The sequence below is a fragment of the Natronolimnohabitans sp. A-GB9 genome (assembly GCF_030848565.1).
Lineage (GTDB): Archaea > Halobacteriota > Halobacteria > Halobacteriales > Natrialbaceae > Natronolimnohabitans.
The window spans coordinates 328,146-348,264 of record NZ_JAVDDV010000002.1 but is presented as its reverse complement, the minus strand read 5'-3'; the positions used below and the strand labels follow the sequence as shown (position 1 = coordinate 348,264).

Annotated in this window: 18 protein-coding genes; 14 read left to right on the top strand and 4 right to left on the bottom strand. The window is 64.2% G+C overall.

What is annotated here, in order from left to right; translation table 11 throughout:
* Positions 1-126: 126 nt before the first annotated feature.
* Complete coding sequence (locus RBH26_RS04180) at positions 127-2,427, bottom strand: amino acid permease (RefSeq protein ID WP_306756755.1); 2,301 nt, start codon at positions 2,425-2,427, stop codon at positions 127-129.
* A 494-nt stretch (positions 2,428-2,921) separates the two neighbouring features.
* Here RBH26_RS04180 and RBH26_RS04175 point away from each other — a divergent pair, with 494 nt between their 5' ends.
* The 4 genes from RBH26_RS04175 (at position 2,922) to RBH26_RS04160 (ending at position 10,200) form a co-directional block, all read left to right on the top strand.
* Complete coding sequence (locus RBH26_RS04175; protein WP_306756754.1) at positions 2,922-4,274, top strand: ribonuclease J; 1,353 nt, start codon at positions 2,922-2,924, stop codon at positions 4,272-4,274.
* Between the two features lies 1 nt (position 4,275).
* Entirely contained in the window at positions 4,276-5,334 is a 1,059-nt protein-coding gene (locus RBH26_RS04170; RefSeq protein WP_306756753.1) for a polyprenyl synthetase family protein, read from the top strand.
* 123 nt (positions 5,335-5,457) lie between these two features.
* On the top strand, positions 5,458-8,376 hold the full coding sequence (locus tag RBH26_RS04165; RefSeq protein WP_306756752.1) for a GAF domain-containing protein: 2,919 nt from the start codon (positions 5,458-5,460) through the stop codon (positions 8,374-8,376).
* A gap of 105 nt (positions 8,377-8,481) precedes the next feature.
* Positions 8,482-10,200 carry a glutamate--tRNA ligase gene (locus RBH26_RS04160; protein ID WP_306756751.1) on the top strand — a complete coding sequence of 573 codons (1,719 nt, stop codon included), beginning with the start codon at positions 8,482-8,484 and terminating at the stop codon, positions 10,198-10,200.
* A gap of 59 nt (positions 10,201-10,259) precedes the next feature.
* Here RBH26_RS04160 and RBH26_RS04155 read toward each other — a convergent pair whose 3' ends face one another.
* Positions 10,260-10,514, bottom strand: a complete 255-nt coding sequence (locus RBH26_RS04155; protein WP_306756749.1) for a zinc ribbon domain-containing protein — start codon at positions 10,512-10,514, stop codon at positions 10,260-10,262.
* Positions 10,515-10,624: 110 nt separating this feature from the next.
* On the bottom strand, positions 10,625-11,110 hold the full coding sequence (locus RBH26_RS04150) for a DUF456 domain-containing protein (protein ID WP_306756748.1): 486 nt from the start codon (positions 11,108-11,110) through the stop codon (positions 10,625-10,627).
* Between the two features lie 157 nt (positions 11,111-11,267).
* Here RBH26_RS04150 and RBH26_RS04145 point away from each other — a divergent pair, with 157 nt between their 5' ends.
* Both RBH26_RS04145 and RBH26_RS04140 read left to right on the top strand, forming a co-directional pair.
* Complete coding sequence (locus RBH26_RS04145; RefSeq protein WP_306756745.1) at positions 11,268-12,011, top strand: SDR family NAD(P)-dependent oxidoreductase; 744 nt, start codon at positions 11,268-11,270, stop codon at positions 12,009-12,011.
* Between the two features lie 58 nt (positions 12,012-12,069).
* On the top strand, positions 12,070-13,134 hold the full coding sequence (locus RBH26_RS04140) for an alanine--glyoxylate aminotransferase family protein (protein WP_306756744.1): 1,065 nt from the start codon (positions 12,070-12,072) through the stop codon (positions 13,132-13,134).
* A 121-nt stretch (positions 13,135-13,255) separates the two neighbouring features.
* On the opposite strand, the gene tmcA is transcribed toward RBH26_RS04140, so the two are convergent.
* Entirely contained in the window at positions 13,256-15,562 is a 2,307-nt protein-coding gene (tmcA, locus tag RBH26_RS04135) for a tRNA(Met) cytidine acetyltransferase TmcA (RefSeq protein WP_306756742.1), read from the bottom strand.
* A 349-nt stretch (positions 15,563-15,911) separates the two neighbouring features.
* Between tmcA and rpl7ae the strand changes: the two genes are divergently transcribed.
* The 8 genes from rpl7ae to RBH26_RS04095 all read left to right on the top strand — a co-directional run bounded on the left by rpl7ae (position 15,912) and on the right by RBH26_RS04095 (position 20,008).
* A complete protein-coding gene (gene rpl7ae / locus RBH26_RS04130; RefSeq protein WP_306756741.1) occupies positions 15,912-16,274 on the top strand; it encodes a 50S ribosomal protein L7Ae in 363 nt (120 codons plus the stop codon).
* A gap of 10 nt (positions 16,275-16,284) precedes the next feature.
* Positions 16,285-16,509, top strand: coding sequence for a 30S ribosomal protein S28e (locus RBH26_RS04125; protein WP_049926927.1), 225 nt, complete (start codon positions 16,285-16,287; stop codon positions 16,507-16,509).
* Positions 16,509-16,823: a 50S ribosomal protein L24e gene (locus tag RBH26_RS04120; RefSeq protein WP_306756740.1), complete on the top strand. Its 315-nt coding sequence runs from the start codon at positions 16,509-16,511 to the stop codon at positions 16,821-16,823. Before RBH26_RS04125 ends, RBH26_RS04120 begins: the two co-directional genes overlap by 1 nt.
* Positions 16,823-17,287 carry a nucleoside-diphosphate kinase gene (gene ndk, locus RBH26_RS04115; RefSeq protein WP_049989872.1) on the top strand — a complete coding sequence of 155 codons (465 nt, stop codon included), beginning with the start codon at positions 16,823-16,825 and terminating at the stop codon, positions 17,285-17,287. Before RBH26_RS04120 ends, ndk begins: the two co-directional genes overlap by 1 nt.
* Before the next feature lie 160 nt (positions 17,288-17,447).
* Positions 17,448-17,849 carry a hypothetical protein gene (locus tag RBH26_RS04110; protein ID WP_306756738.1) on the top strand — a complete coding sequence of 134 codons (402 nt, stop codon included), beginning with the start codon at positions 17,448-17,450 and terminating at the stop codon, positions 17,847-17,849.
* 244 nt (positions 17,850-18,093) lie between these two features.
* Complete coding sequence (gene sod / locus RBH26_RS04105) at positions 18,094-18,696, top strand: superoxide dismutase (RefSeq protein WP_306756736.1); 603 nt, start codon at positions 18,094-18,096, stop codon at positions 18,694-18,696.
* Between the two features lie 221 nt (positions 18,697-18,917).
* Positions 18,918-19,184, top strand: a complete 267-nt coding sequence (locus RBH26_RS04100; RefSeq protein ID WP_306756735.1) for a DUF5827 family protein — start codon at positions 18,918-18,920, stop codon at positions 19,182-19,184.
* Complete coding sequence (locus tag RBH26_RS04095; RefSeq protein WP_306756734.1) at positions 19,181-20,008, top strand: ATPase; 828 nt, start codon at positions 19,181-19,183, stop codon at positions 20,006-20,008. Before RBH26_RS04100 ends, RBH26_RS04095 begins: the two co-directional genes overlap by 4 nt.
* Positions 20,009-20,119 lie beyond the last annotated feature (111 nt).

Sequence of the window (20,119 nt, the reverse complement as noted above, 5' to 3'; positions counted from 1 at the left end):
AAAACGAGGGGTGTCCCGCTGACGTCGACCCCGCTGTCGTCGGTGGCTGGAGTGTCGGACTGATACGGCCCTCGACCCGTCCCAGCCACCGACCCTCGAGTTCGTCTCCTCGAGCTCGTCTTCGTCTCAGTCGAACAGCACGCGCTCGAGGATCGGTCGCAGGAACGTCCCACGCCGGCTCTGTTTGGAGTGGACGAGCAAGACCGGCTGTTCGATGGCTGCGGCCAGCCGATCGGAGCGTTGCTCGATGACCAGATCGGGTAGCCGACGGTGAGTCATCGTACTCAACATGACGATGTCGGCCGACTCGAGTTCCATGGAGAGCCCTTCGACGTCGTCGTCCGTACGCACGATCGACGACTCGACGGGGACGGTACAGAGTTCGTCCAGTTCCGCGTGGTAGTCCTCGATCGTCTCGACGAGCTCGTCGGGGTCGTCCTCACCGACCGCATAGAGGAAGCGCACGCGTGCCTGCAGGACGTCCGCCATCGCGTCCGCGAGTTCGACCTTCAACGGGTCGTTGAACGGACTGCGATCGGTGACGATCGAGATCTCCTCGACGTCGACCCGCTGTTCGTGCTGGACGAAGACGACGTCACACGGAGCGTGGTCCATGATCCAGTCGGTATCCCGGCCGAACAGCGTCCCGAGTCGACTGGTCGCCTCCTGGCGGGCGAGGATCAGGTCTGCACCGGTTCGCTCGGCGAAGTTGACCACGGCGTGGCGAGTGTCGTGGCTGACGATCTCGCCGACCTCGACGGGCACCTCGAGGTAGCGGGTGAGTTCGTCGGTTCGCTCTTCGAACTCGAGGTCGTCCTCGGAGACGTCCTCGGCGGCGGTATCGAGCGGTACCTGGTCTGGAACCTCGTCGAATCGGACGACGCGAATTCGCCCGCCGCGGCGGTTGACGATCGGTGCGGCCATCTGGATCAACGCCTCTTCTTGCTCCCGGGAGACGTCGTGTCGGATCGGGATGAGGACCTCGTAGCGATCGTCGTCTGCGAGTTGCTGTTCGGTGTCCTGAACGAACTGCTTCCCGGCTTCTCGCCGTGCAAGCCCTTTGGCGACGCCCTCGCGGTCGATCTTGTCCTCGGCGTACCATTTGTACCAGACGAACCCGAAGATCACGATCGCGATCGAACCGACGATCTCCTGGGTCTCCATCTGCGTGATGATGAACACGCCGGAGACGATCCCGAACAGCTGGACCCAGGGATAGCCGGGCGTATGGAAGTCCGGATCGTACCACTCGAGGTCGCGCTCGCGGAAGGCGATCAAGGCCCCACAGACGAGGATGTAGACGAGGATCTGGAAGGCGCCGGCCATCTTGGCGATCTCGTCGACGTCCTGGGTGGCGACGATGAAGATGATGGCCGCTCCCGTCGTCAGGATCGCGACGGTCGGCGTGTTGAATCGTGGATGGATGTACTCGAACTTATCGAGGAAGAGATCGTCGCGGCTGAGCGCGAGCGGGTACCGCGAGGCAGTCAGGATACCCGCGTTGGCGGTGCTGACCAGCGCGAGGACGGCCGCCAGAATGATGCCAGCGACCGCGAGGGTGCCGACGGGGACGCCGGCGACGATCGAGTCGGCAAACAGCAGTTCGGTCGCCCGCGCCATCGGCTCGTTGTGGGCCGCCAGTTCGTCGCCGTCCATCACGCCGACGAGGACGAACACGAGCAGGGCATAGAGGAACGCGGTGACGCCAAGCGAGATAGCAAGTCCGAGCGGCAGGTTTCGGCCAGGGTTCTCGATCTCTTCGGCCACGGCGGCGACTTTCGTTACGCCCGCGTAGGAAACGAGAACCAGAGCAGTCGCGGCGAGGACGCCGTCGATCCCTTCGGCGAAGAACGGATCGTAGTTCGTGCCGTCGACCTGGATGATCGTCGCCGCCACGAACACGCCGAGGATTACGAGCATGATGACGACCATGATCGACTGGATCCCACCGGTCTGTTTGACCCCGACCAGGTTGATCGCGATGAAGATGATCGCGAACGTGATCCCGAGTGCCCGAACGCCGGGAATCGGAAGCGAAGCCCCGAGGCCGGGTATCGCGAGGCTCCACGTCGGAAGCGAGTAGATGAAGTCGATGTAGAACATGCCACCGTAGAGCGCGAGCGACCCCTTCAACATCAACATCAGCCAGGTACCGAGTCCGGCGATCGTCCCGAACGAGGGCCCCAGCCCGCGTTCGATGAAGACGTAGTCACCGCCCGCTTCCGGCATCGCCGTGCCGAGTTCGGCGATCGAAAGCGCCGCCGGCACGACCAGAATAGCGGCGATTACGAACGCCAGAATCACGGCTGGCCCCGCCTCCGCCATGGCGACACCGGGTAAGATGAAAATCCCGCTGCCGATCATCGCCCCCATACTGATCGCGATTACGGCAAACAACCCCAGGTCGCGCTCGAGATCCTTCGTCATCGGTTGGCCGTTTCGAACGAAGGTCCCAAAAGCTTCCCATTGAGGAAGCGAGTGTGTCCTTTCACCAAACGAAATGATACGCTGGCAAATGAACGAGGGGAAAACAAATCATTTGTACAATCCAGGAGATACACCCGTGGTAGCACGAACCGAATTCGGGTGGCTAACGATCGTATTCGGTACCGATTCACCGGCGACTCGAGTCGACTCGAGGTCGATATCGACGGATTCGGTTTTCGAACGCGAATCTAGTTGCGAGTCGACAACTGCGAAGAACAACCCACGGTGTTTTTAAGACCCGGGCGTGTATGACCCAGTAGCGAGACCCGCGGGCAAGTGCGTACGAGCCACGATGTCGTGGCCTCTCGGCGGCGATTGCCGCCCGTACGCATAGCGGGATGGCCGACGCGCTGCAAGACGCCGGGGCCGCACAACCGGGAGTCCGCGGACCGTTTCGATGAGAGTCCATATCGCGGCTTTCAGTACAACGAACCATGGAAATCGAAATCGCAACCATTGGCGGCTACGAAGAAGTCGGACGGCAGATGACTGCCGTCCGCGCCGGTGACGACGTCGTCATCTTCGACATGGGTCTGAACCTCTCGCAGGTGCTGATCCACGACAACGTCGAAACCGAGCGGATGCACAGTCTCGACCTGATCGACATGGGCGCAATCCCCGACGATCGGGTCATGTCCGACTTGGAGGGCGACGTGCAGGCGATCGTTCCGACCCACGGTCACTTAGACCACATCGGTGCCATCTCGAAGCTGGCTCACCGATACGACGCGCCGATCGTCGCCACGCCGTTTACGATCGAACTCGTCAAACAGCAGATCGAGGGCGAACAGAAGTTCGGCGTCGAGAACGAACTGATCAAGATGGACGCCGGCGAGACGATGTCGATCGGCGACTCCGGCAAGGTCGACCTCGAGTTCGTCAACGTCACCCACTCGATTATCGACGCGATCAACCCGGTCCTCCACACGCCGGAAGGCGCCGTCGTCTACGGGCTGGACAAGCGGATGGACCACTCGCCGGTCATCGGCGACCCGATCGACATGAAGCGGTTCCGTGAGATCGGCCGCGAAGGCGAGGGGGTCCTCTGTTACATCGAGGACTGTACGAACGCGAACAAGAAGGGCCGGACGCCCTCCGAGAGTGTCGCCCGCGAGCACCTTCGTGACGTCCTCTACAGTATGGAGGACTACGACGGCGGGATCGTCGCGACGACGTTCTCGAGTCACATCTCGCGTGTGACGAGTCTCGTCGAGTTTGCCAAAGATATCGGCCGCCAGCCCGTCCTGCTCGGCCGGTCGATGGAGAAGTATTCGGGGACCGCGGAACGTCTCGACTTCGTCGACTTCCCGGACGACCTCGGGATGTTCGGTCACCGCAAGTCCGTCGACCGGACGTTCAAGCGGATCATGAACGAGGGCAAGGAGAACTTCCTACCCGTCGTGACGGGCCACCAGGGCGAGCCGCGTGCGATGCTCACGCGGATGGCCCGCGGCGAGACGCCCTACGAACTGGACAACGGCGACAAGGTCGTCTTCTCCGCCCGCGTCATTCCGGAGCCAACCAACGAGGGCCAGCGCTACCAGGCCGAGAAACTGCTCGGTATGCAGGGAGCCCGCGTCTACGACGACATCCACGTCTCCGGCCACTTGAACCAGGAGGGCCACTACAAGATGCTCGATGCGCTCCAGCCCCAGCACATCATCCCAGCCCACCAGGACCTGAAGGGGCTATCGGGCTACGTCAACCTCTGTGAAAGCGAGGGGTACCAGATGGGACGAGACCTCCACGTCTCGCGCAACGGCAACCTCATCCAGCTTGTCGACTGATATGACCAGTTCCGAGACACGAGATGAGGCGGTGCTCGGGGCGGTCCGGGAGCGCCGCGAGTTGGTCAACGACGCGATCCCGGCAGAGCTCCCGATCCAGCGGCCCGAGCGGCTCTACGAAGCGTCGCGTTATCTGCTCGACGCGGGTGGCAAACGGCTGCGGCCGGCCGTCCTCCTGACGACGGCGGAAGCGCTCGCCGACGTCGAGCCGCTGTCGACCGACTACCGCGAGTTCCCGACCCTTCACGACGACGCAGACGATACGATCGACATCATGGACGCCGCAGTCAGCGTCGAAGTCATCCAGTCGTTTACCCTGATCCACGACGACATCATGGACGACGACGATCTCAGACGCGGCGTTCCGGCCGTCCATCGCGAGTACGATCTCGAGACGGCCATTCTCGCCGGCGACACGCTCTACTCGAAGGCCTTCGAGATCATGCTCGAGACGGGTGCGGAACCCGATCGGCTGGTCGATGCCTTAGACGTCCTCGCGACGACCTGTACGAAGATCTGTGAGGGACAGTCGCTGGACGTGACCTTCGAGCAACGTGACGACGTTTCCCCCGAGGAGTACCTCGAGATGGTCGAGCAGAAGACCGCAGTGCTGTACGCCGCGTCGGCCTGTCTGCCCGCCATCTTGCTCGGTGCCGACGACGAGACTGTCGACGCGCTGTACGGCTACGGGCTCGACATTGGCCGTGCGTTCCAGATCCACGACGACGTCCTCGATCTGACCGTCCCAAGCGAGAAACTCGGCAAACAGCGCGGAAGCGACTTAGTCGAGAACAAGCAGACGCTGATCACCGTCCACGCCCGCGAACAGGGTGTCGACGTCGAAAACCTGGTCGACACCGACGACGTCGACGCGGTCACGGAGGCCGAGATCGACGACGCGGTCGCTCGCCTCGAGACCGTCGGGTCGATCGATTACGCGAACGATCGCGCCCGCGAACTGGTCGAACAAGGGAAAGCGCGACTCGAAGTGGTGCCGGACAACGAAGCCCGGATGCTACTCGAGGAACTCGCGGATTACCTGATCGAACGCGGCTACTGAGCCGAGCGTTGTAGCGTTTCGTTTTGCCGGCACAACCGCGGACGGATCGGGGTTGTGCCGAAACTGACAGACAGCGATTCTGACCGGAGATACTGTTTTATCGCCGGACATCTCACAGAGACCATGGATCCGCCCCCCGATTCGGACGGCGAACATCGGTTGGGCCTCCGCCAGCAGGAAGCAGTCGCCGACCTCGCCCAGCGAGCACTCGAGACGGACGACTTCGATCAGTTCGTCGACGAGGTCGCAGTCACGGTGGCGGAGACCCTCGGCAACGAGTTCGCGGCCGTACTCGAATACCGACCCGCCGCCGACGAGTTCGCTTTCAGGGCTGGCGTCGGATGGGAGGGCGACGCCGACCCGACGGTTGCGGTCCTCGAGTCGGACCCGAATGCCGAGTCGGTGCTTTCGGCCCAGCCCGTGATCCTCGAGGACGCTCGGACCGAACAGCGACCGCCGTTCGACTGGCTGACGGCGGACGACATCACCGGCGGTATCAGTGTCCGCATCGGCCCCTCAGAGGAGCCATGGGGGTTGCTGGTGACGTACTCGACCGACCGTCGATCGGCGACCGAACAGGACGTTCAGTTCGTCCGAAACGTCGCGGAGACCCTCTCGGCGGCGATCGAAAACGAGACGACTCGCCACGAACTCGAGGAGGTCTACGGTCGGATCTCGGACGCGTTTTTTGCTCTCGACGAGCAGTGGCGGTTTACCTACCTCAACGAGCGCGCGGAAGCGTTGATCAACTACGACGGACGCGACCTCGTCGGGAAAGACGTCTGGGACGAGTTTCCGGCGGCAAGCGACGCCGTGTTCAGATCGAGCTACGAGCGTGCAGTCCGCCGACAGGAGACGGTGACGTTCGAGGAGTACTACCCGGAGCCGCTGGACGCGTGGTTCGAAGTTCGTGCGTACCCCTCCGAGACGGGGCTGTCGGTCTACTTCCGGGACGTCTCCGAGCGCAAGGCTCGCGAGCGAGCACTCGAGCAAAGCGAGCGTCGGTACCGAACGCTCGCCGAGTGTTTCCCTAACGGGATCGTCACACTGTTCGACGACGACCTCACGTACACCCTCGCCGCAGGACAGGTGTTCGAATCGCTCCCGGTCGCTCGTAGCGAGGTCGAAGGTACAACGCCGCGTGACGTGTGGGGCGACGACGTCGCCGACGAACTCGAGTCCGCGATGCGGACAGCGTTGAACGGCGACAGGGCGGTCGTCGAATTCGCCTCCGTTGGGCGCCACTGGAACGTTCATACGGTCCCCATCACGGACGATACCGGCGAGCCGTTCGCCGGAATGACGATGGCCCAGGACGTCACTGAACGAACCGAGCAAGCGAGTGAACTCAAGCGCCGGGCACGCCAGCAACGGGCTGTCGCGAACCTCGGACAGCTCGCACTCGAGACCGACGACCTCGACGAACTCATGTCCGAGGCGACCCGCGTCGTCGCCGACACGCTCGACGCTGCTTACGCCAAGGTACTCGACCTCGACCCCGAGTCGGGGGATCTACTACTGTGTCAAGGCGTCGGCTGGCGGAACGGCAGCGTCGGCTCGGTAACCGTCGACGCCGACGAGAACTCACAGTCGGGATACACGTTGCTCTCGAAAGCGCCCGTCGTCGTCGACGATCTGCGAGCCGAGACGCGTTTTCACGGTCCCGAACTCCTCACCAGTCACGACGTCGTCGGCGGTATCAGCACGATAATCGGCTCCGTCGACGAGCCATGGGGTATCTTCGGCGTCCACGACGTCGAACGCCGATCGTTTACCGACGAGGACGTCGCGTTCGTCCGAACCATCGCCGTCATCCTCGCGGCAGCGATCGAACGCCAGCGCGGCCACCAGACCGCACTCGCCCAACTCAACGGCGTCGTCAGAACGATTACCGACGCCGTGCTCTACCGACCGACCCGTGCCGACATCTACCACGTGGCGTGTGACGTTCTCGCCGACTCGGAGATTTACGAGTTCGCGTGGATCGCCGAGGTCGACGCGGAGGCGGGAGCGGTACGAACGCACGCCGAAGCCGGTATCGACGGCTGTCTCGATGGAATCGACGCCACGATCGATCCATCCGAGTCGGGGGGTCGGGATCCGATCACCGACGCGATCAGAACGCAGGACGTCCACGTCACGAACGACGCGTTCTCCGAACTAGACGACGCGCGGTGGCGTGACCACGCCCGTGAATACGGGTATCGATCCGTCGCTGCGATTCCGATCCAGTACGATGGAACGCTGTACGGCGTTCTCGGCCTCCACGCCAGTCGACCGGACGCGTTCACCGACGAACAGACGGCCGTTATCGGTCAGATCGGAACGATTATCGGTCACGCTATCGCTGCCGTCACGCGAAAACGTGCTCTGACCAGCGACGAGGTCACCGAGGTCGAACTGCTGCTTCCCGACGTCTCCGGCGCTCCGGACCACGACGGGACGATCACGTTCGACAGGACGGTCCAGGCCGGTGACGACGAACACCTCGTCTACGGAACCGCGCCACTCGAAGCGATGGACGTCGTCGAAACCCTCGATCGGTCGATATCGGCCGTCGACTCCGTCCAGCGGATCGCCGTCGACGGCCCGGCGATTCGGTTCGAAATCCGAACATTCGAGGAACCGCTGCTCACGCGAATCGCATCTCACGGCGGTGCCGTCGCGGCCGCTGCCCTCGAGGACGGTGATCTCCGTCTGACGGTTCACGTGCCGCTGGGGACCGACGTTCGGCATGTGGTCGACGTCGTCCGCGAGGTGTCTCCCGACGTCCAGACGCTTGCCCACCGGCAGGTAAGGCGGTCTGCCTTCGAAGGCGATCGAGGTGACGCTCTCGAGCCACTCGAGGAGTTGACGTCCCGCCAGCGGGCCGTCCTCGATACCGCCTACTACGCCGGCTTTTTCGACTGGCCGCGGGAGAACACGGGCGAAGCGGTCGCGGATCGGCTCGATATCGCACCGGCGACGTTCCACGAACACCTTCGAACCGCACAGAAACGACTCCTCGAGTCGATATTCGACGAGGCTCCGGCCGCGAGGTGATCCGTCCAGCGGTCCCGACGACGGGACCGACGCGTGCTGGCCCGTGTCGGCGCCGTCGATTCAACACCGCGGGGGTTTTGGTCCGGGCACGAATACCCTCGAGTAATGAACGACGAGTTACGCGAGCGCATCGAGCGCGAGGCGGAGAAACACGCGCTGCTAAACGCAGTGAAACACGAGAGCGACGCCGACGTCGGCGCTATCATGGGGCCGCTGATGGGCGACAACCCCGACTTCCGCGAGCACGGCGACGAGATTCCCGGGATCGCCGGCGGAGTCGTCGGCCGTGTCAACGATCTCTCCTACGCGGAGAAACGCGAACGACTCGAGGACCTCGCACCCGAGGAACTCGCGGAGATCGAAGCCGAAGCGGAGGAAGACGAACACGACCTCCCCGAACTGCCAAACGCCGACGACTACGACGAGGTCCGAATGCGGGTCGCGCCGAATCCGAACGGACCGTGGCACGTCGGCCACGCCCGGATGCCCGCGGTCATCGGGAGCTACAAGGAGCGCTACGACGGCTGGTTCTGTGTCCGGTTCGACGACACCGATCCCGAGACGAAACGGCCCGATCTCGAGGCCTACGACGCTATTCTGGAGGATCTGGAGTATCTGGGCTTCGAACCCGACGCGACCTACAAGGCAAGTGACCGCCTCGAGACCTACTACGAGTACGCCCGTGAGCTGATCGAACTGGGCGGGGCCTACACCTGCTCGTGTTCGGGCGAGGAGTTCTCGGAGCTGAAAAACGCGGGCGAGCCTTGTCCCCACCGCGACAAGGACGTCGAGACCGTCAAATCGGAGTTCGAGGCGATGATCGACGGCGAGTACGACAGCGGCGAGATGGTTCTCCGGGTGAAAACCGACATCGAGCACAAGAACCCCGCCCTGCGCGACTGGGTCGCCTTCCGGATGATCGATACACCCCACCCCCGTGAGGAAGCCAGCGACTATCGATGCTGGCCGATGCTCGACTTCCAGTCGGGGATCGACGATCAGCTCCTCGAGGTCAGCCACATCATCCGCGGGATCGACCTCCAGGATTCGGCCAAACGCCAGCAGTTCGTCTACGACTACTTCGACTGGGAGTACCCCGAGGTCATCCACTGGGGCCACGTCCAGATCGACGCCTACGACGTAAAGATGAGCACGTCGACGATCTCGGAGCTGATCGAGACGGGCGAACTCGACGGCTGGGACGATCCACGCGCGCCGACACTTTCGAGCCTGCGCCGGCGGGGTATCCGCGGTGAGGCGATCGTCGAGGCGATGGCTGCACTCGGAACGTCGACCAGCGACGTCGACCTCGCGATGAGCTCGATCTACGCGAACAACCGTGAACTGATCGACGACGAGACCGATCGCCGCTTTTTCGTCCGCGAGGGCGAACGGCTCTCGCTGGCCGGCGATCCGCCTGCAGTGGCGAATCCGCCGCTGCACCCCGACCACGAGGACCGCGGTGTCCGGGAGATCCCCGCCAGCGACGCCGTGTTACTCGAGTCCGAAGACGTCCCCGCCGACGAGGACCGCGTCTGGCTCAAGGGGCTTGGCTGTTTCCGTGGCACCGACGACGGCCTGGAGTACACGGCCGACGAGATCGACGTGGTCCGCGAGGGCGACGTCGACGTCGTCCACTGGGTGCCGGCCGACGAGAACGTCACCGTTCGGATGCGAACGCCCGATGGAGACGTCTCCGGCCACGCCGAACCCGGCGTCGGCGGCCTCGAGGCAGACGAACTGGTGCAGTTCGAACGCGTCGGCTTCGCCCGCATCGACCGTCACGAGGACGACGAGACGGTCGTCTACTACACCCACCCCTGACCGTCGACTCGATTACCGATCGCGTCGACTGCGACAGTCTGCGTGTCCGGCTGGTGGCGTCACTTCGTGTTAGTCTCCGATTCTGACTCCGAGTTCGCGTCTGACGCTGACTCCGCCTTTGCTTCCGACTCGGGTTCGGTGGCGGATTCGACGCGAGCTATCTCGGTGCTTCCACACTCCGGACACGCTTCCGGTTCGCTGTAGAACCCTTCTCCGCAGTCGCGACAGCGAAACTCGACGCTGTCTTCCCGTCCGGCTACCGCTTCCTGTTTCAGTCGCTCGACTTTCTCGCCGAGCCGTTCGAACATACCCATGCTAGTATCACTGTTGTACAGACGGATAAATTCCGACCACGGCCGGTCGAATACGAATTTCGGTACTATACTGGAACCGAAGCCGAAAGCGGCGACGACCGACGTCGCCCTTACAGCACGAACACGGCGAGGACGAACGTCACGAGGATCGTCAGCGTCAACAGCGCCTGCAGTGCCGTCGAAGCGAGCGTCCCGACGGTGGCGAACAGCGCCGATCGAGTGCTGTGTGCGGCGTCGCCCCGCCGGACGTACTCGACGACGAAGACGGTCCCGAACAGTCCGACGAGCAATCCGAGCGGGCCGGTGACCAACAGCAGGACGATCGCCACGGCGGCTGCGATGGTCGTCGTCGTCCACGACGCACCGCCGGCTCGAGCGGCGAGCGAGCCGGCGAACAGCTCCGCAAACAGGGTCAGCAGGCCCAACAGTGTGAGCACGGCGAGCGTGATCGTTCCAGGCTCGGCAAAGCCTGACTGCCACCAGTAGAGGTAGACGCCCGACAACGAGAGCAACCCACCGGGGACCAGCGGGACGAGCGTTCCGACGACGCCGCCGACGAGCAGGACGACCGCGAGGGCGGCGACCGCGTCGATCATATCGGTTCGACGACCGACCGCGCCAAAGGCGTACCGCCTTCGGTCTCGAGGACGTCGCCACGCGCTCCCCATCGAGGGTCGTCCAGTCGTCCGTCCCGGCGTGGTCGTGCTCCAGTCGTGTCGGAATCTTCACATCGGTGCCGGCAAATCTCGAGACGTGAGCGAACCACGCGGAGCGATCGTCGTCGGCGCGTCGTCGGGGATCGGCGAGGCGCTGGCCCGAACGCTCGCCGAGGAGGGGTATCGGATCGGCTTGGCTGCCCGCAGAACGGAGCGTTTGCAACGGATCGGCAGCGAGTTACCGACTCAGGCTTACGTCGCGACGATGGACGTCACCGACGTCGACGACGCCCGCGAGGGCTTTTTCCAGCTCGCCGAAGCGATGCCGTCGGTCGACGTGGTCGTCGTCAGCGCCGGCGTCGGCGACGCGAACCACGACCTCGAGTGGGAGACCGAACGCCGGACGATCGACGTCAACGTCCGTGGGTTCACCGCTATCGCGACGGCCGCGATGGAGTACTTCGAACGCGACTCCGACACCGCTACCGACCGGGACGGCCACCTCGTGGGTATCTCTTCGGTCGCTTCCCGGTTCGGTAACGGCGGGACGCAGGCGTACAACGCCTCGAAGGCCTACGTCTCGCGATACCTCGAGGGACTGCGAGATCGACAGACGGACAGCGACGCCGATGTGACGATCACGACGATCGAACCGGGGTTCGTCGACACTGAGATGGCCTACGGCTCGTTCTGGCAGTGTTCGCCCGAGACGGCCGCCGAACAGATCGCACGGGCGATCCGCAAGGAGCGAACCCACGTCTACGTGACACGCCGCTGGCGGCTGGTCGCGTGGCTGCTCCACGCGATGCCCGAGGCGGTGTGTCGACGGCTGCTCTCGTAGTGTCCCGTGACCTCGAACTCACCGTAACCGACTCCCGTGGGCGGCCCGCAGGACGACCATGCAGTTCACACCAGGACCGACTGCAGTGCCGCCGTCCGTCAGGGAGGCGATGGCCGAACCGCAACCGAACCCGGACGTCGATCCCGACTTCGCGACGCGGTACGAGGCGCTCTGTGAGAAACTCGCAGACGTCTACGACACGGATCACGACGTCATCGTCCCCGGCGGCGAGGGCATTCTGGGCCTCGAGGCGGCGATCACCTCGCTGGTCGCGCCCGGCGACCGCGTCTGCTGTCTCTCCAACGGGCGCTACGGCGACGGCTTCGCCGATTTCGTCGCGTCCGCCGACGGTGACGCCGAACTCGTCTCCGCGCCGTACGACGAGGGCCTCGATCTCGAGGCCATCGAGGCGTCACTCGAGGCGGCCGCCGACGCCGACGAGCCGTTCGCGCTGGCGACGATGGTCCACTGTGAGACGCCGACGGGGACGCTCAACGATCTCGAGCCCGTCCTCGACCTCCTCGAGGAGTACGACGTGTTGAGCGTCGTCGACGCCGTCTCCTCACTGGGTGGGACGTCAGTGCCGACCGATCGGATCGACGTCTGCCTCGGCGCTTCCCAGAAGTGTTTCAGCGCGCCGCCGGGGTTGACCACGGCCGCGATCAGCGACCGGGCCTGGGACGCGATAGCAGAGCGCGACCCGGACTCGCTGTATACGAACTTCCTCCCGTGGCGGGACGTCTCCGACGGCTTCCCCTACACGCACCTGAACGCAAACGTTGCTGCACTCGAGACGGCCGTCGATCGGCTGCTCGAGGAGGGTCTCGAGTCCGTCCTCGAGCGCCACGAGGCTGCCGCCAAGCGGTGTCGCGAGCGCGGTCGTGAACTGGGACTCGAGATCTACCCCGATCCCGAGCGAGCGTCGCCGACCGTGACGGCCGTTCATCTCCCCGGCGAGGCACAGCGGATTCAGGAGCGCGTCGCCGAGGAAGCAGACGTCGTGCTCGCGACCGGACTCGGCGACATGAAAGACGACATTCTCCGCTTTGGTCACATGGGATACAACGCCGACGTCGAGAAAGTAGATGGGGCGATGGACGCGCTCGAGGCCGTTCTCGAGTAGTTCGAACGGTGGAACACTCTCTCCGTGATCGGATCGCTCGAGACTGCTGTGAAAAGGGCCTATCGTCGTATTCACAACTGAAAAGCCGACAACACCCTCGATCTGACAAGCGGCGACGGTCTTACGGGTCGGTGAATCGCTCCCGAACCTCGAGTGCGGCGTCCGATCCGTAGTAGTCGACCAGCGGCTGGAACGTCTCGCCGAGGGCACGCATACATTGGCTCGTGGAGGGATACTCGAGCCGATCGGCGACGGCCGACCAGTCACGCCCCTGTAACGCGCGCAAAACGAGCAGCCGCTCGTTACGGACGGACACCTCGATCCCATCGGGATCTTCCACGAAGTAGCGGACGACCAGTTCGCGAAACGGCCCCGGGTCGACGTCGAACAAACCCGGGCCGTAGGCCGCGCCGGCGACGACGCGCCACTCGTGGGCGGTCAGGTCGATTGTCGGGGCCGCGTCGGCGTCGACCGAGCGCAGGAGAGCGCGGGCGACGTCGGGCTCGAGATCGGAGAGGGCGTCCGTACAGAGCGCGCCGAACCGACGGGCGAACCAGTCGGCGTGGCGGTCGTGAAGTTCACGGCCGGCATCGCTCGTCGGTGTGAGCATGAGCGCGGAGTACTCGCCGCTTGCGTCGTTGCGCGTCGTCGAGACGTGGACGGTCCGATAGTCGTTTTCGCACCAGAACTCGAGCAGGCCGGGCGTGGCGCCGAAGCCGGTGCCGAGCCAGTCGACCGCGGCCGAGAACTCCTCGTGGATACACTCGAGCAGCTGTGACCCGAGCCCGCGGGAACGGGCCGCGTGGTGGGTCGCGATACGAACGACTCGAATTCCGGCGGGTTCGCTTGCGGCCTCGTCGCGCAGCTGGCTCGTGAGCACGTCGGGGAGCATGTTCCCCCGAACGCGACCGCCTTCGTACATCATGGCCTGTGTTTCGGGCTCGAGGTTCCCCTCGCGGGCCAGCAGGGCGACGCTTGCGACGTGGCCGTCCGCGACGAGCGCGCGTGCCTCGAGGTTGGGCGCGTCGAGCAGCCGTGCGAGGTCGTTGGGTTCGGTTCGGTAGTGAGCGAGGACGAGTAGTCCGAACGCCTCCCGGAGGAGCCGCTCGTCCGCGAGAAGCGCGTCGGGCTCGAGGCGACGGTAGTCGACGGACTCGGGTTCGGCGTCAGCCACCAGCGGCTCGACGGGTGGCCGAGCGTCGAGCAACAGCGCGCGGAAGGCCCAGACCTCGACGGGATCGCCGGCGGCGTAGCGGATCGGTTCGAGGAGCGTCCGCTCGGTGACGTCGTGGTCGCTTTCGGCGAGTCGATCACGGAATCGGACCGAGAATCCCCGACCCGCGCCCTCGTAGCCGTGTATCGTCGTCGCGAACGCGACCTTCTCGGCCGCGAGTAACGACTCGAGGATCGAGACGGGGAGTGCCGCGGCCTCGTCGACGATCACGACGTCGGCTGCCTCGAGTCGGTCACCGTCGTCCTCGACAGCCGCTGTGGGCTCGAGAAAGCGAACCCGACCGCCCGAAGCGGTTTCGACGCGTCGTGGTTCGACTGCCGTCGCCTCGCAGTCCGAACACGTCTCGCAGCGTTCGCCGGCCCGCTCGAAGAGCTCCGTCGCGTTGCGCGACCGGGGAGCGGTGACGAGCACGTCCAGCCCGTCGGCAGCGAACGCACCCGCAGCCAACCCCGCCGCGCTCGATTTCCCCCGGCCGCGGTCGGCCTCGAGGACGACGGCCCGTGTTCCGTTTTCGGCGTCCCGATCGGGATGGAGCGACTCGAGGGCGGCGACGGCCTCGACCTGGTCGGCCGTGAGACACGCCTCGTAGATCTCGGCAGGGAAGCGGGCGTCCGTCGGGGACTCGATCGCCGTCGCCCCTGCTTTTCCTTCGTCGAGCAGTCGCGGCGCCGGTTCCGTCAGTCCGTCGTCGACGACACGGTCGGCCTCGAGGTCGACGATACCGATCCCCCGATGTGCCCGCAGCGTCTCGACGAGCCGTCGTTTGAACCGACCGCCGACGTCGGAGAGGTCGAACGGCGGGACGGCGAGCGATTCGTCGAACGCACCGCGTCGGTCGGGCCAGGCCTCGAGCGGCGGCGTCAAGAGGACGAGGAGGCCACCGCCGTCGACCGCGCCGACGACTTTCCCGAGTGCGTTCGGACGCAGCCCCTCGTGGGCGTCGAGGGCGACGACCGTCCGGGTCGTCCCGAGGAGTTCGCCCGCGTTCGCCTGTGGGAGCTGTTCACACCGAAGGCGATCGTCGGGACCGACGAGCGTCGTCGCCGTGATCGAAACCGGGAGCCTATCGAGAACGGACTCGAGGGCGTCGTACCCTCGCTCGCGGTCGCCAGCGAGGACGAGCAGTCGACGCTCGTTGCCCTGCGTCGCTTCTTCGAACAGCGACTCGGCGCAGCCGACAGCGTCCGCGTTCATGTGTCGGTCTTGGCGTCTCGAGAGTAATAGCCACCGGATCGACAGACGGCGTCGACGCCCGGTGCCACGACAGGACAACTGAGTAACATTTCGTTGGAGACGATACGTGTCACCGACACTGGTCGACACCGACTCGCGGGAGCCACACACGTCCGTGCGGACCTATCGCACGCATCCGGCCGTTTGAACACGCTTTTAAGGGGGGCAACGCTACAGCGTAGTACACCCTACGCGGGGTTGATGATGCTCCTAGCCTTACAGGACTACCGCCGAACGTTCTTCGGCCCGGGCCCCCAGTTCCCGGACGGCAGGGGAGCGCGAGCCCACGCGTAGGAGAGGTGAACAACCAATGTCAGTCTACGTAACCACCGACATCCCAGCCGACCTCGCAGAGGACGCCCTCGAGGCCCTCGAGGTCGCACGAGACACCGGACGAGTAAAGAAAGGAACCAACGAAACGACGAAGGCGATCGAGCGCGGCAACGCCGAGCTCGTCTACGTCGCCGAGGACGTCTCGCCCGAAGAGATCGTCATGCACATCCCCGACCTCGCCGAGGAGAAGGGCATTCCCGTCGTCTTCATCGAGACCCAGGACGACGTCGGCCACGCTGCCGGCCTCGAGGTCGGCTCGGCCGCTGCGGCGATCGTCGACACCGGTGAGGCCTCCGGCGACGTCGAGGACATCGCCGACAAGGTCGAGGACCTCGAGTAGGTGATCAGAGATGAGTGCTGAAGAGGAAGAAACCGGATCTACGCCCGCCGAGGTCATCGAGATCGTCGGCAAGACCGGCATGCACGGCGAGGCCATGCAGGTCAAATGCCGGATCAAGGAGGGCGAGAACCAGGGACGTATCATCACCCGAAACTGCCTCGGGCCGGTCCGCGAAGGGGACGTACTCCAGCTTCGCGAGACCGCCCGTGAGGCGGACTCCATCGGAGGACAATAATGGTCGAGAAACGCACCTGCGACTACACGGGCGAAGAGATCGAGCCCGGCACGGGCATCATGTACGTCAAAAACGACGGCACGGTGCTTCACTTCGTCAACTCGAAGGCCGAGAAGAACTACAAGCTCGGTCGCGAGCCGCGTGACCTCGAGTGGACCGAGGAAGGTCGCGCCGGCAAGGGGCCGGCCGAGGCCGACCAGGACGAAGTCGTCGAAGCAGGCGAAGACGAAGACATAGAGACGGAGGCCGACGACGAGGAAGACGTGCCCGCCGGGGACGAAGCAGTCGACGAGACCGAGGAAGGTGAAGCCTGATGAGCGATCACGAGCGCACCTTCGTGATGGTCAAGCCCGACGCCTTCGCACGCGGCCTCGTCGGTGAGGTCGTCTCCCGACTCGAGGACCGCGGGCTGAAGCTCGTCGGCATCAAAGTAGAGAACATGCCCCGCGAGCGGGCCGAGGAACACTACAGCGAACACGAGGACAAGCCGTTCTACGACGACCTCGTTGATTTCATCACCTCCGGTCCGGTCGTCCCGATGGTCTGGGAGGGCCAGGACGCGACCCGTCAGGTCCGCCAGATGATCGGCGAGACCGACCCGCTCGAGGCCGAACCCGGCACCATCCGTGGTGACTACGCACTCGACCTCGGTCGGAACGTCGTCCACGCCGCCGACCACGAGGACGAAGGCGCCAACGAACGCGAGATCGCGATTCACTTCGACGAGGACGAGCTGATCGACTACGATCAGCACGACGCCGAGTGGCTCTACGAGTAGCGACTCCGTTCTCTCCACGTTCATTCCGAGCGCTGTGCACTGCCTTTTAATGGCTAGTCTATCAGCTGCATCTCTTTGGGCAGACGTAACATCTAATGTGTCTGCTCCAGTAGGGTCGAGTGGTGGTTTCGAATGGTAACACACGGTAGGTGGTTCGTGGATGCGTGAATCGGAGGGTGAATCAGCGAGAATCACGGCCCAGGCGACGCCGTCGCTGGACCTGATTTTCGACCTGCTCTCGAACCGCCACCGTCGGCACGCGCTCTATTATCTGTACGACCAGCCCGACGGCGTCGCGACGATCGACGAGCTCGCGGACGCCATCATCGCGCGTCAGTCGACCGATTCGACGACCGACGGGACGACCGGTGACGCCGATTCCGCATCCAGCCCGGAGGTACGTCGCCAGCGAATTCGAACCGAACTGCAGCATACACATCTACCGAAACTCGAGGATGCGGGCGTTCTCGATCACGATCCGCGCAGCAAGACGGTCCGGTACTGGAGCCAGCCGTCGCTCGAGGAGTGGCTCGAACACGCCAAATACAAAGAACGCCTGTAGCGCCGTCGACGCGGGAACTGCGACGCCTGATACGGTCTCCTGTACCGATGAACCACAGACGGGCCGTTGTTTCGCCGGCAACGACGTACAGCAGACCCTATGAAAGATTTAACACGAACTCCGGTGTGGCAACACTGTCGGGAGCGCCCCGCACGAGGAGAGAGCGGCGTCGTGTTGCGTGATAGCGTTTCTCTCCTCAAAACTTAACAGGTCCGCAATCGATACAATAGACAGGTGAATTCCAATGACTGACCACGAACTTCCACCACTCCCGTACGATTACGACGCGCTGGAACCGTCGATCTCCGAACAGGTCGTGACCTGGCATCACGACACCCACCACCAGGGGTACGTCAACGGCCTCAACGCCGCCGAGGAGACCCTCGCGGAGAACCGCGAGTCGGGCGACTTCGACTCGACGCCCGGTGCGCTCTCCAACGTCACCCACAACGGCTGTGGACACTATCTCCACACGCTGTTCTGGGAGAACATGTCCCCCGACGGCGGCGGCGAACCCGAGGGCGACCTCGCCGACCGAATCGAAGAGGACTTCGGTTCCTACGAAGGCTGGAAAGGCGAATTCGAGGCCGCTGCCGGCGCCGCCGGTGGCTGGGCACTGCTGGTATACGACCCGGTCGCCAAGCAACTGCGCAACGTCGCGGTCGACAAACACGACCAGGGCGCGCTCTGGGGCTCCCATCCGGTCCTCGCACTGGACGTCTGGGAACACTCCTACTACTACGACTACGGTCCGGACCGTGGGGAGTTCATCGACGCCTTCTTCGACGTCGTCAACTGGGAGAAGGCCGAAGAGGAGTACCAGAAGTGCCTCGACCACTTCGAGTAATTCGCCAGCAGTAACGCGACGACTCCGTCGAACACGTCCTTTTTTGTGATCCGCTACACGCTAAGTGGCGGTCCAAGCCCGAACTGCTGGATGAAATCGATGGCCGTCGGCTGATTTCACCCAGCAGTCGACGGTTGGTCCGGTACTAAGAGCCGCCGCTGTCCCACGCGCTGTTGGCCGGGAACGAACGATTTAGGCACTCGAGGACGGAACACATCTGTATGCCCGTTCCGAAGTCCGAGTTCGACAGCCTCCCGCCGTGTGACTTCTATACACCCGCGGAACTGCTCGAGGACGACCAGATGTACACCGTCTACGAGATAGCCCGCCTCTTACAGGGGTTAGAGCCCGACGCCGAGATCGACGAGGGAACCGAGGACATCTTACTCGACTGGGCGATCCCGTGGGTCATGACCAACGCCGACGATCTCGTGGTCGCCGAGCCACGAACCGAGGACGAACCCGGTTACTACGGACTGAAAGAATGATCCTCCTCGTGGTCGGTGCCGACCGCGTCGACGCCGGGAAGACCACGTTTTCGGTCGGGTTGCTCGAGCGAACCGGCGCGGTCGGCTACAAACCGCGTGCCGGCAACGACTACTGGTTCGACCACGACGACTGCCGACGAGCCCTCTCTGCGGGCCGGCTCTACGGAAAGGACGCGAAACGACTCGCGACTGCTGAAGGCCGATCCCGCGAGCCGGAACGGCTCAATCCCGTCCACCGGCTCTGGCGACCCACACCCGGTGGCGGAACCGGCCTGCTCGGCAAGAGCGACCGGGAGTTCGTCGTCGACCGTGTAGGACGAGCGGACGATCCGACGTTTGTCCGCAACGCGACCGCCAAAATCCCCGACGACGTCGCCGACGCGCTCCCGCTCGAGGACGTGATTTCGGTCGAAACCGTCGACGAGTTCAACGAGGTCGCCGAGCGACGCTACGTGCCGGCCTTCGAGGAGTTAGCCGCCGAGATCGAATCGACGGACGTCGCGGTCGTCGAGTCCTACGGCGACATCGCACAGCCACTGCAGTCGCTCGATCCTGCTGCGATCAGCGCCGTTGCGGCCGTCGAACCCAGCTGCGTGCGGATCTATCCCGGCGACCGCTACTGTCGGGCCTGCGAGATCGCCAGCTCGAGTCCGAAAGACGGCGCCATCGAGAAACGCGTCCCCGACGTCCTCGAGTATCTCGACCCACTCGAGCGCGTTCGTCTCCCACCGTTGAGTGGGGACAAACGGCGCGACCCGGCCGCGATCGCCGACGCGTACGATGACGCCTACGACGTGTTGCTCGACGCAGCCGGAACGGTGTGAGCCGAACGCCGAGATAATATCTCTTCGCTGCCACAAGCACCTGTAGCCAATACTTCCCACAGAGAGCCGTATTCGCAACTCTCTCAGTAATCTGTCGATCAACGGGGTTAA

Coding starts and splice junctions, on each gene's coding strand:
- RBH26_RS04170 (WP_306756753.1), top strand. CDS start 4,276: ATGACCAGTTCCGAGACACGAGATGAGGCGGTGCTCGGGGCGGTCCGG.
- ndk (WP_049989872.1), top strand. CDS start 16,823: ATGAGCGATCACGAGCGCACCTTCGTGATGGTCAAGCCCGACGCCTTC.
- RBH26_RS04165 (WP_306756752.1), top strand. CDS start 5,458: ATGGATCCGCCCCCCGATTCGGACGGCGAACATCGGTTGGGCCTCCGC.
- rpl7ae (WP_306756741.1), top strand. CDS start 15,912: ATGTCAGTCTACGTAACCACCGACATCCCAGCCGACCTCGCAGAGGAC.
- RBH26_RS04110 (WP_306756738.1), top strand. CDS start 17,448: ATGCGTGAATCGGAGGGTGAATCAGCGAGAATCACGGCCCAGGCGACG.
- RBH26_RS04160 (WP_306756751.1), top strand. CDS start 8,482: ATGAACGACGAGTTACGCGAGCGCATCGAGCGCGAGGCGGAGAAACAC.
- RBH26_RS04155 (WP_306756749.1), bottom strand. CDS start 10,514: ATGGGTATGTTCGAACGGCTCGGCGAGAAAGTCGAGCGACTGAAACAG.
- RBH26_RS04180 (WP_306756755.1), bottom strand. CDS start 2,427: ATGACGAAGGATCTCGAGCGCGACCTGGGGTTGTTTGCCGTAATCGCG.
- RBH26_RS04140 (WP_306756744.1), top strand. CDS start 12,070: ATGCAGTTCACACCAGGACCGACTGCAGTGCCGCCGTCCGTCAGGGAG.
- RBH26_RS04125 (WP_049926927.1), top strand. CDS start 16,285: ATGAGTGCTGAAGAGGAAGAAACCGGATCTACGCCCGCCGAGGTCATC.
- tmcA (WP_306756742.1), bottom strand. CDS start 15,562: ATGAACGCGGACGCTGTCGGCTGCGCCGAGTCGCTGTTCGAAGAAGCG.
- RBH26_RS04120 (WP_306756740.1), top strand. CDS start 16,509: ATGGTCGAGAAACGCACCTGCGACTACACGGGCGAAGAGATCGAGCCC.
- RBH26_RS04095 (WP_306756734.1), top strand. CDS start 19,181: ATGATCCTCCTCGTGGTCGGTGCCGACCGCGTCGACGCCGGGAAGACC.
- RBH26_RS04100 (WP_306756735.1), top strand. CDS start 18,918: ATGCCCGTTCCGAAGTCCGAGTTCGACAGCCTCCCGCCGTGTGACTTC.
- RBH26_RS04150 (WP_306756748.1), bottom strand. CDS start 11,110: ATGATCGACGCGGTCGCCGCCCTCGCGGTCGTCCTGCTCGTCGGCGGC.
- sod (WP_306756736.1), top strand. CDS start 18,094: ATGACTGACCACGAACTTCCACCACTCCCGTACGATTACGACGCGCTG.
- RBH26_RS04175 (WP_306756754.1), top strand. CDS start 2,922: ATGGAAATCGAAATCGCAACCATTGGCGGCTACGAAGAAGTCGGACGG.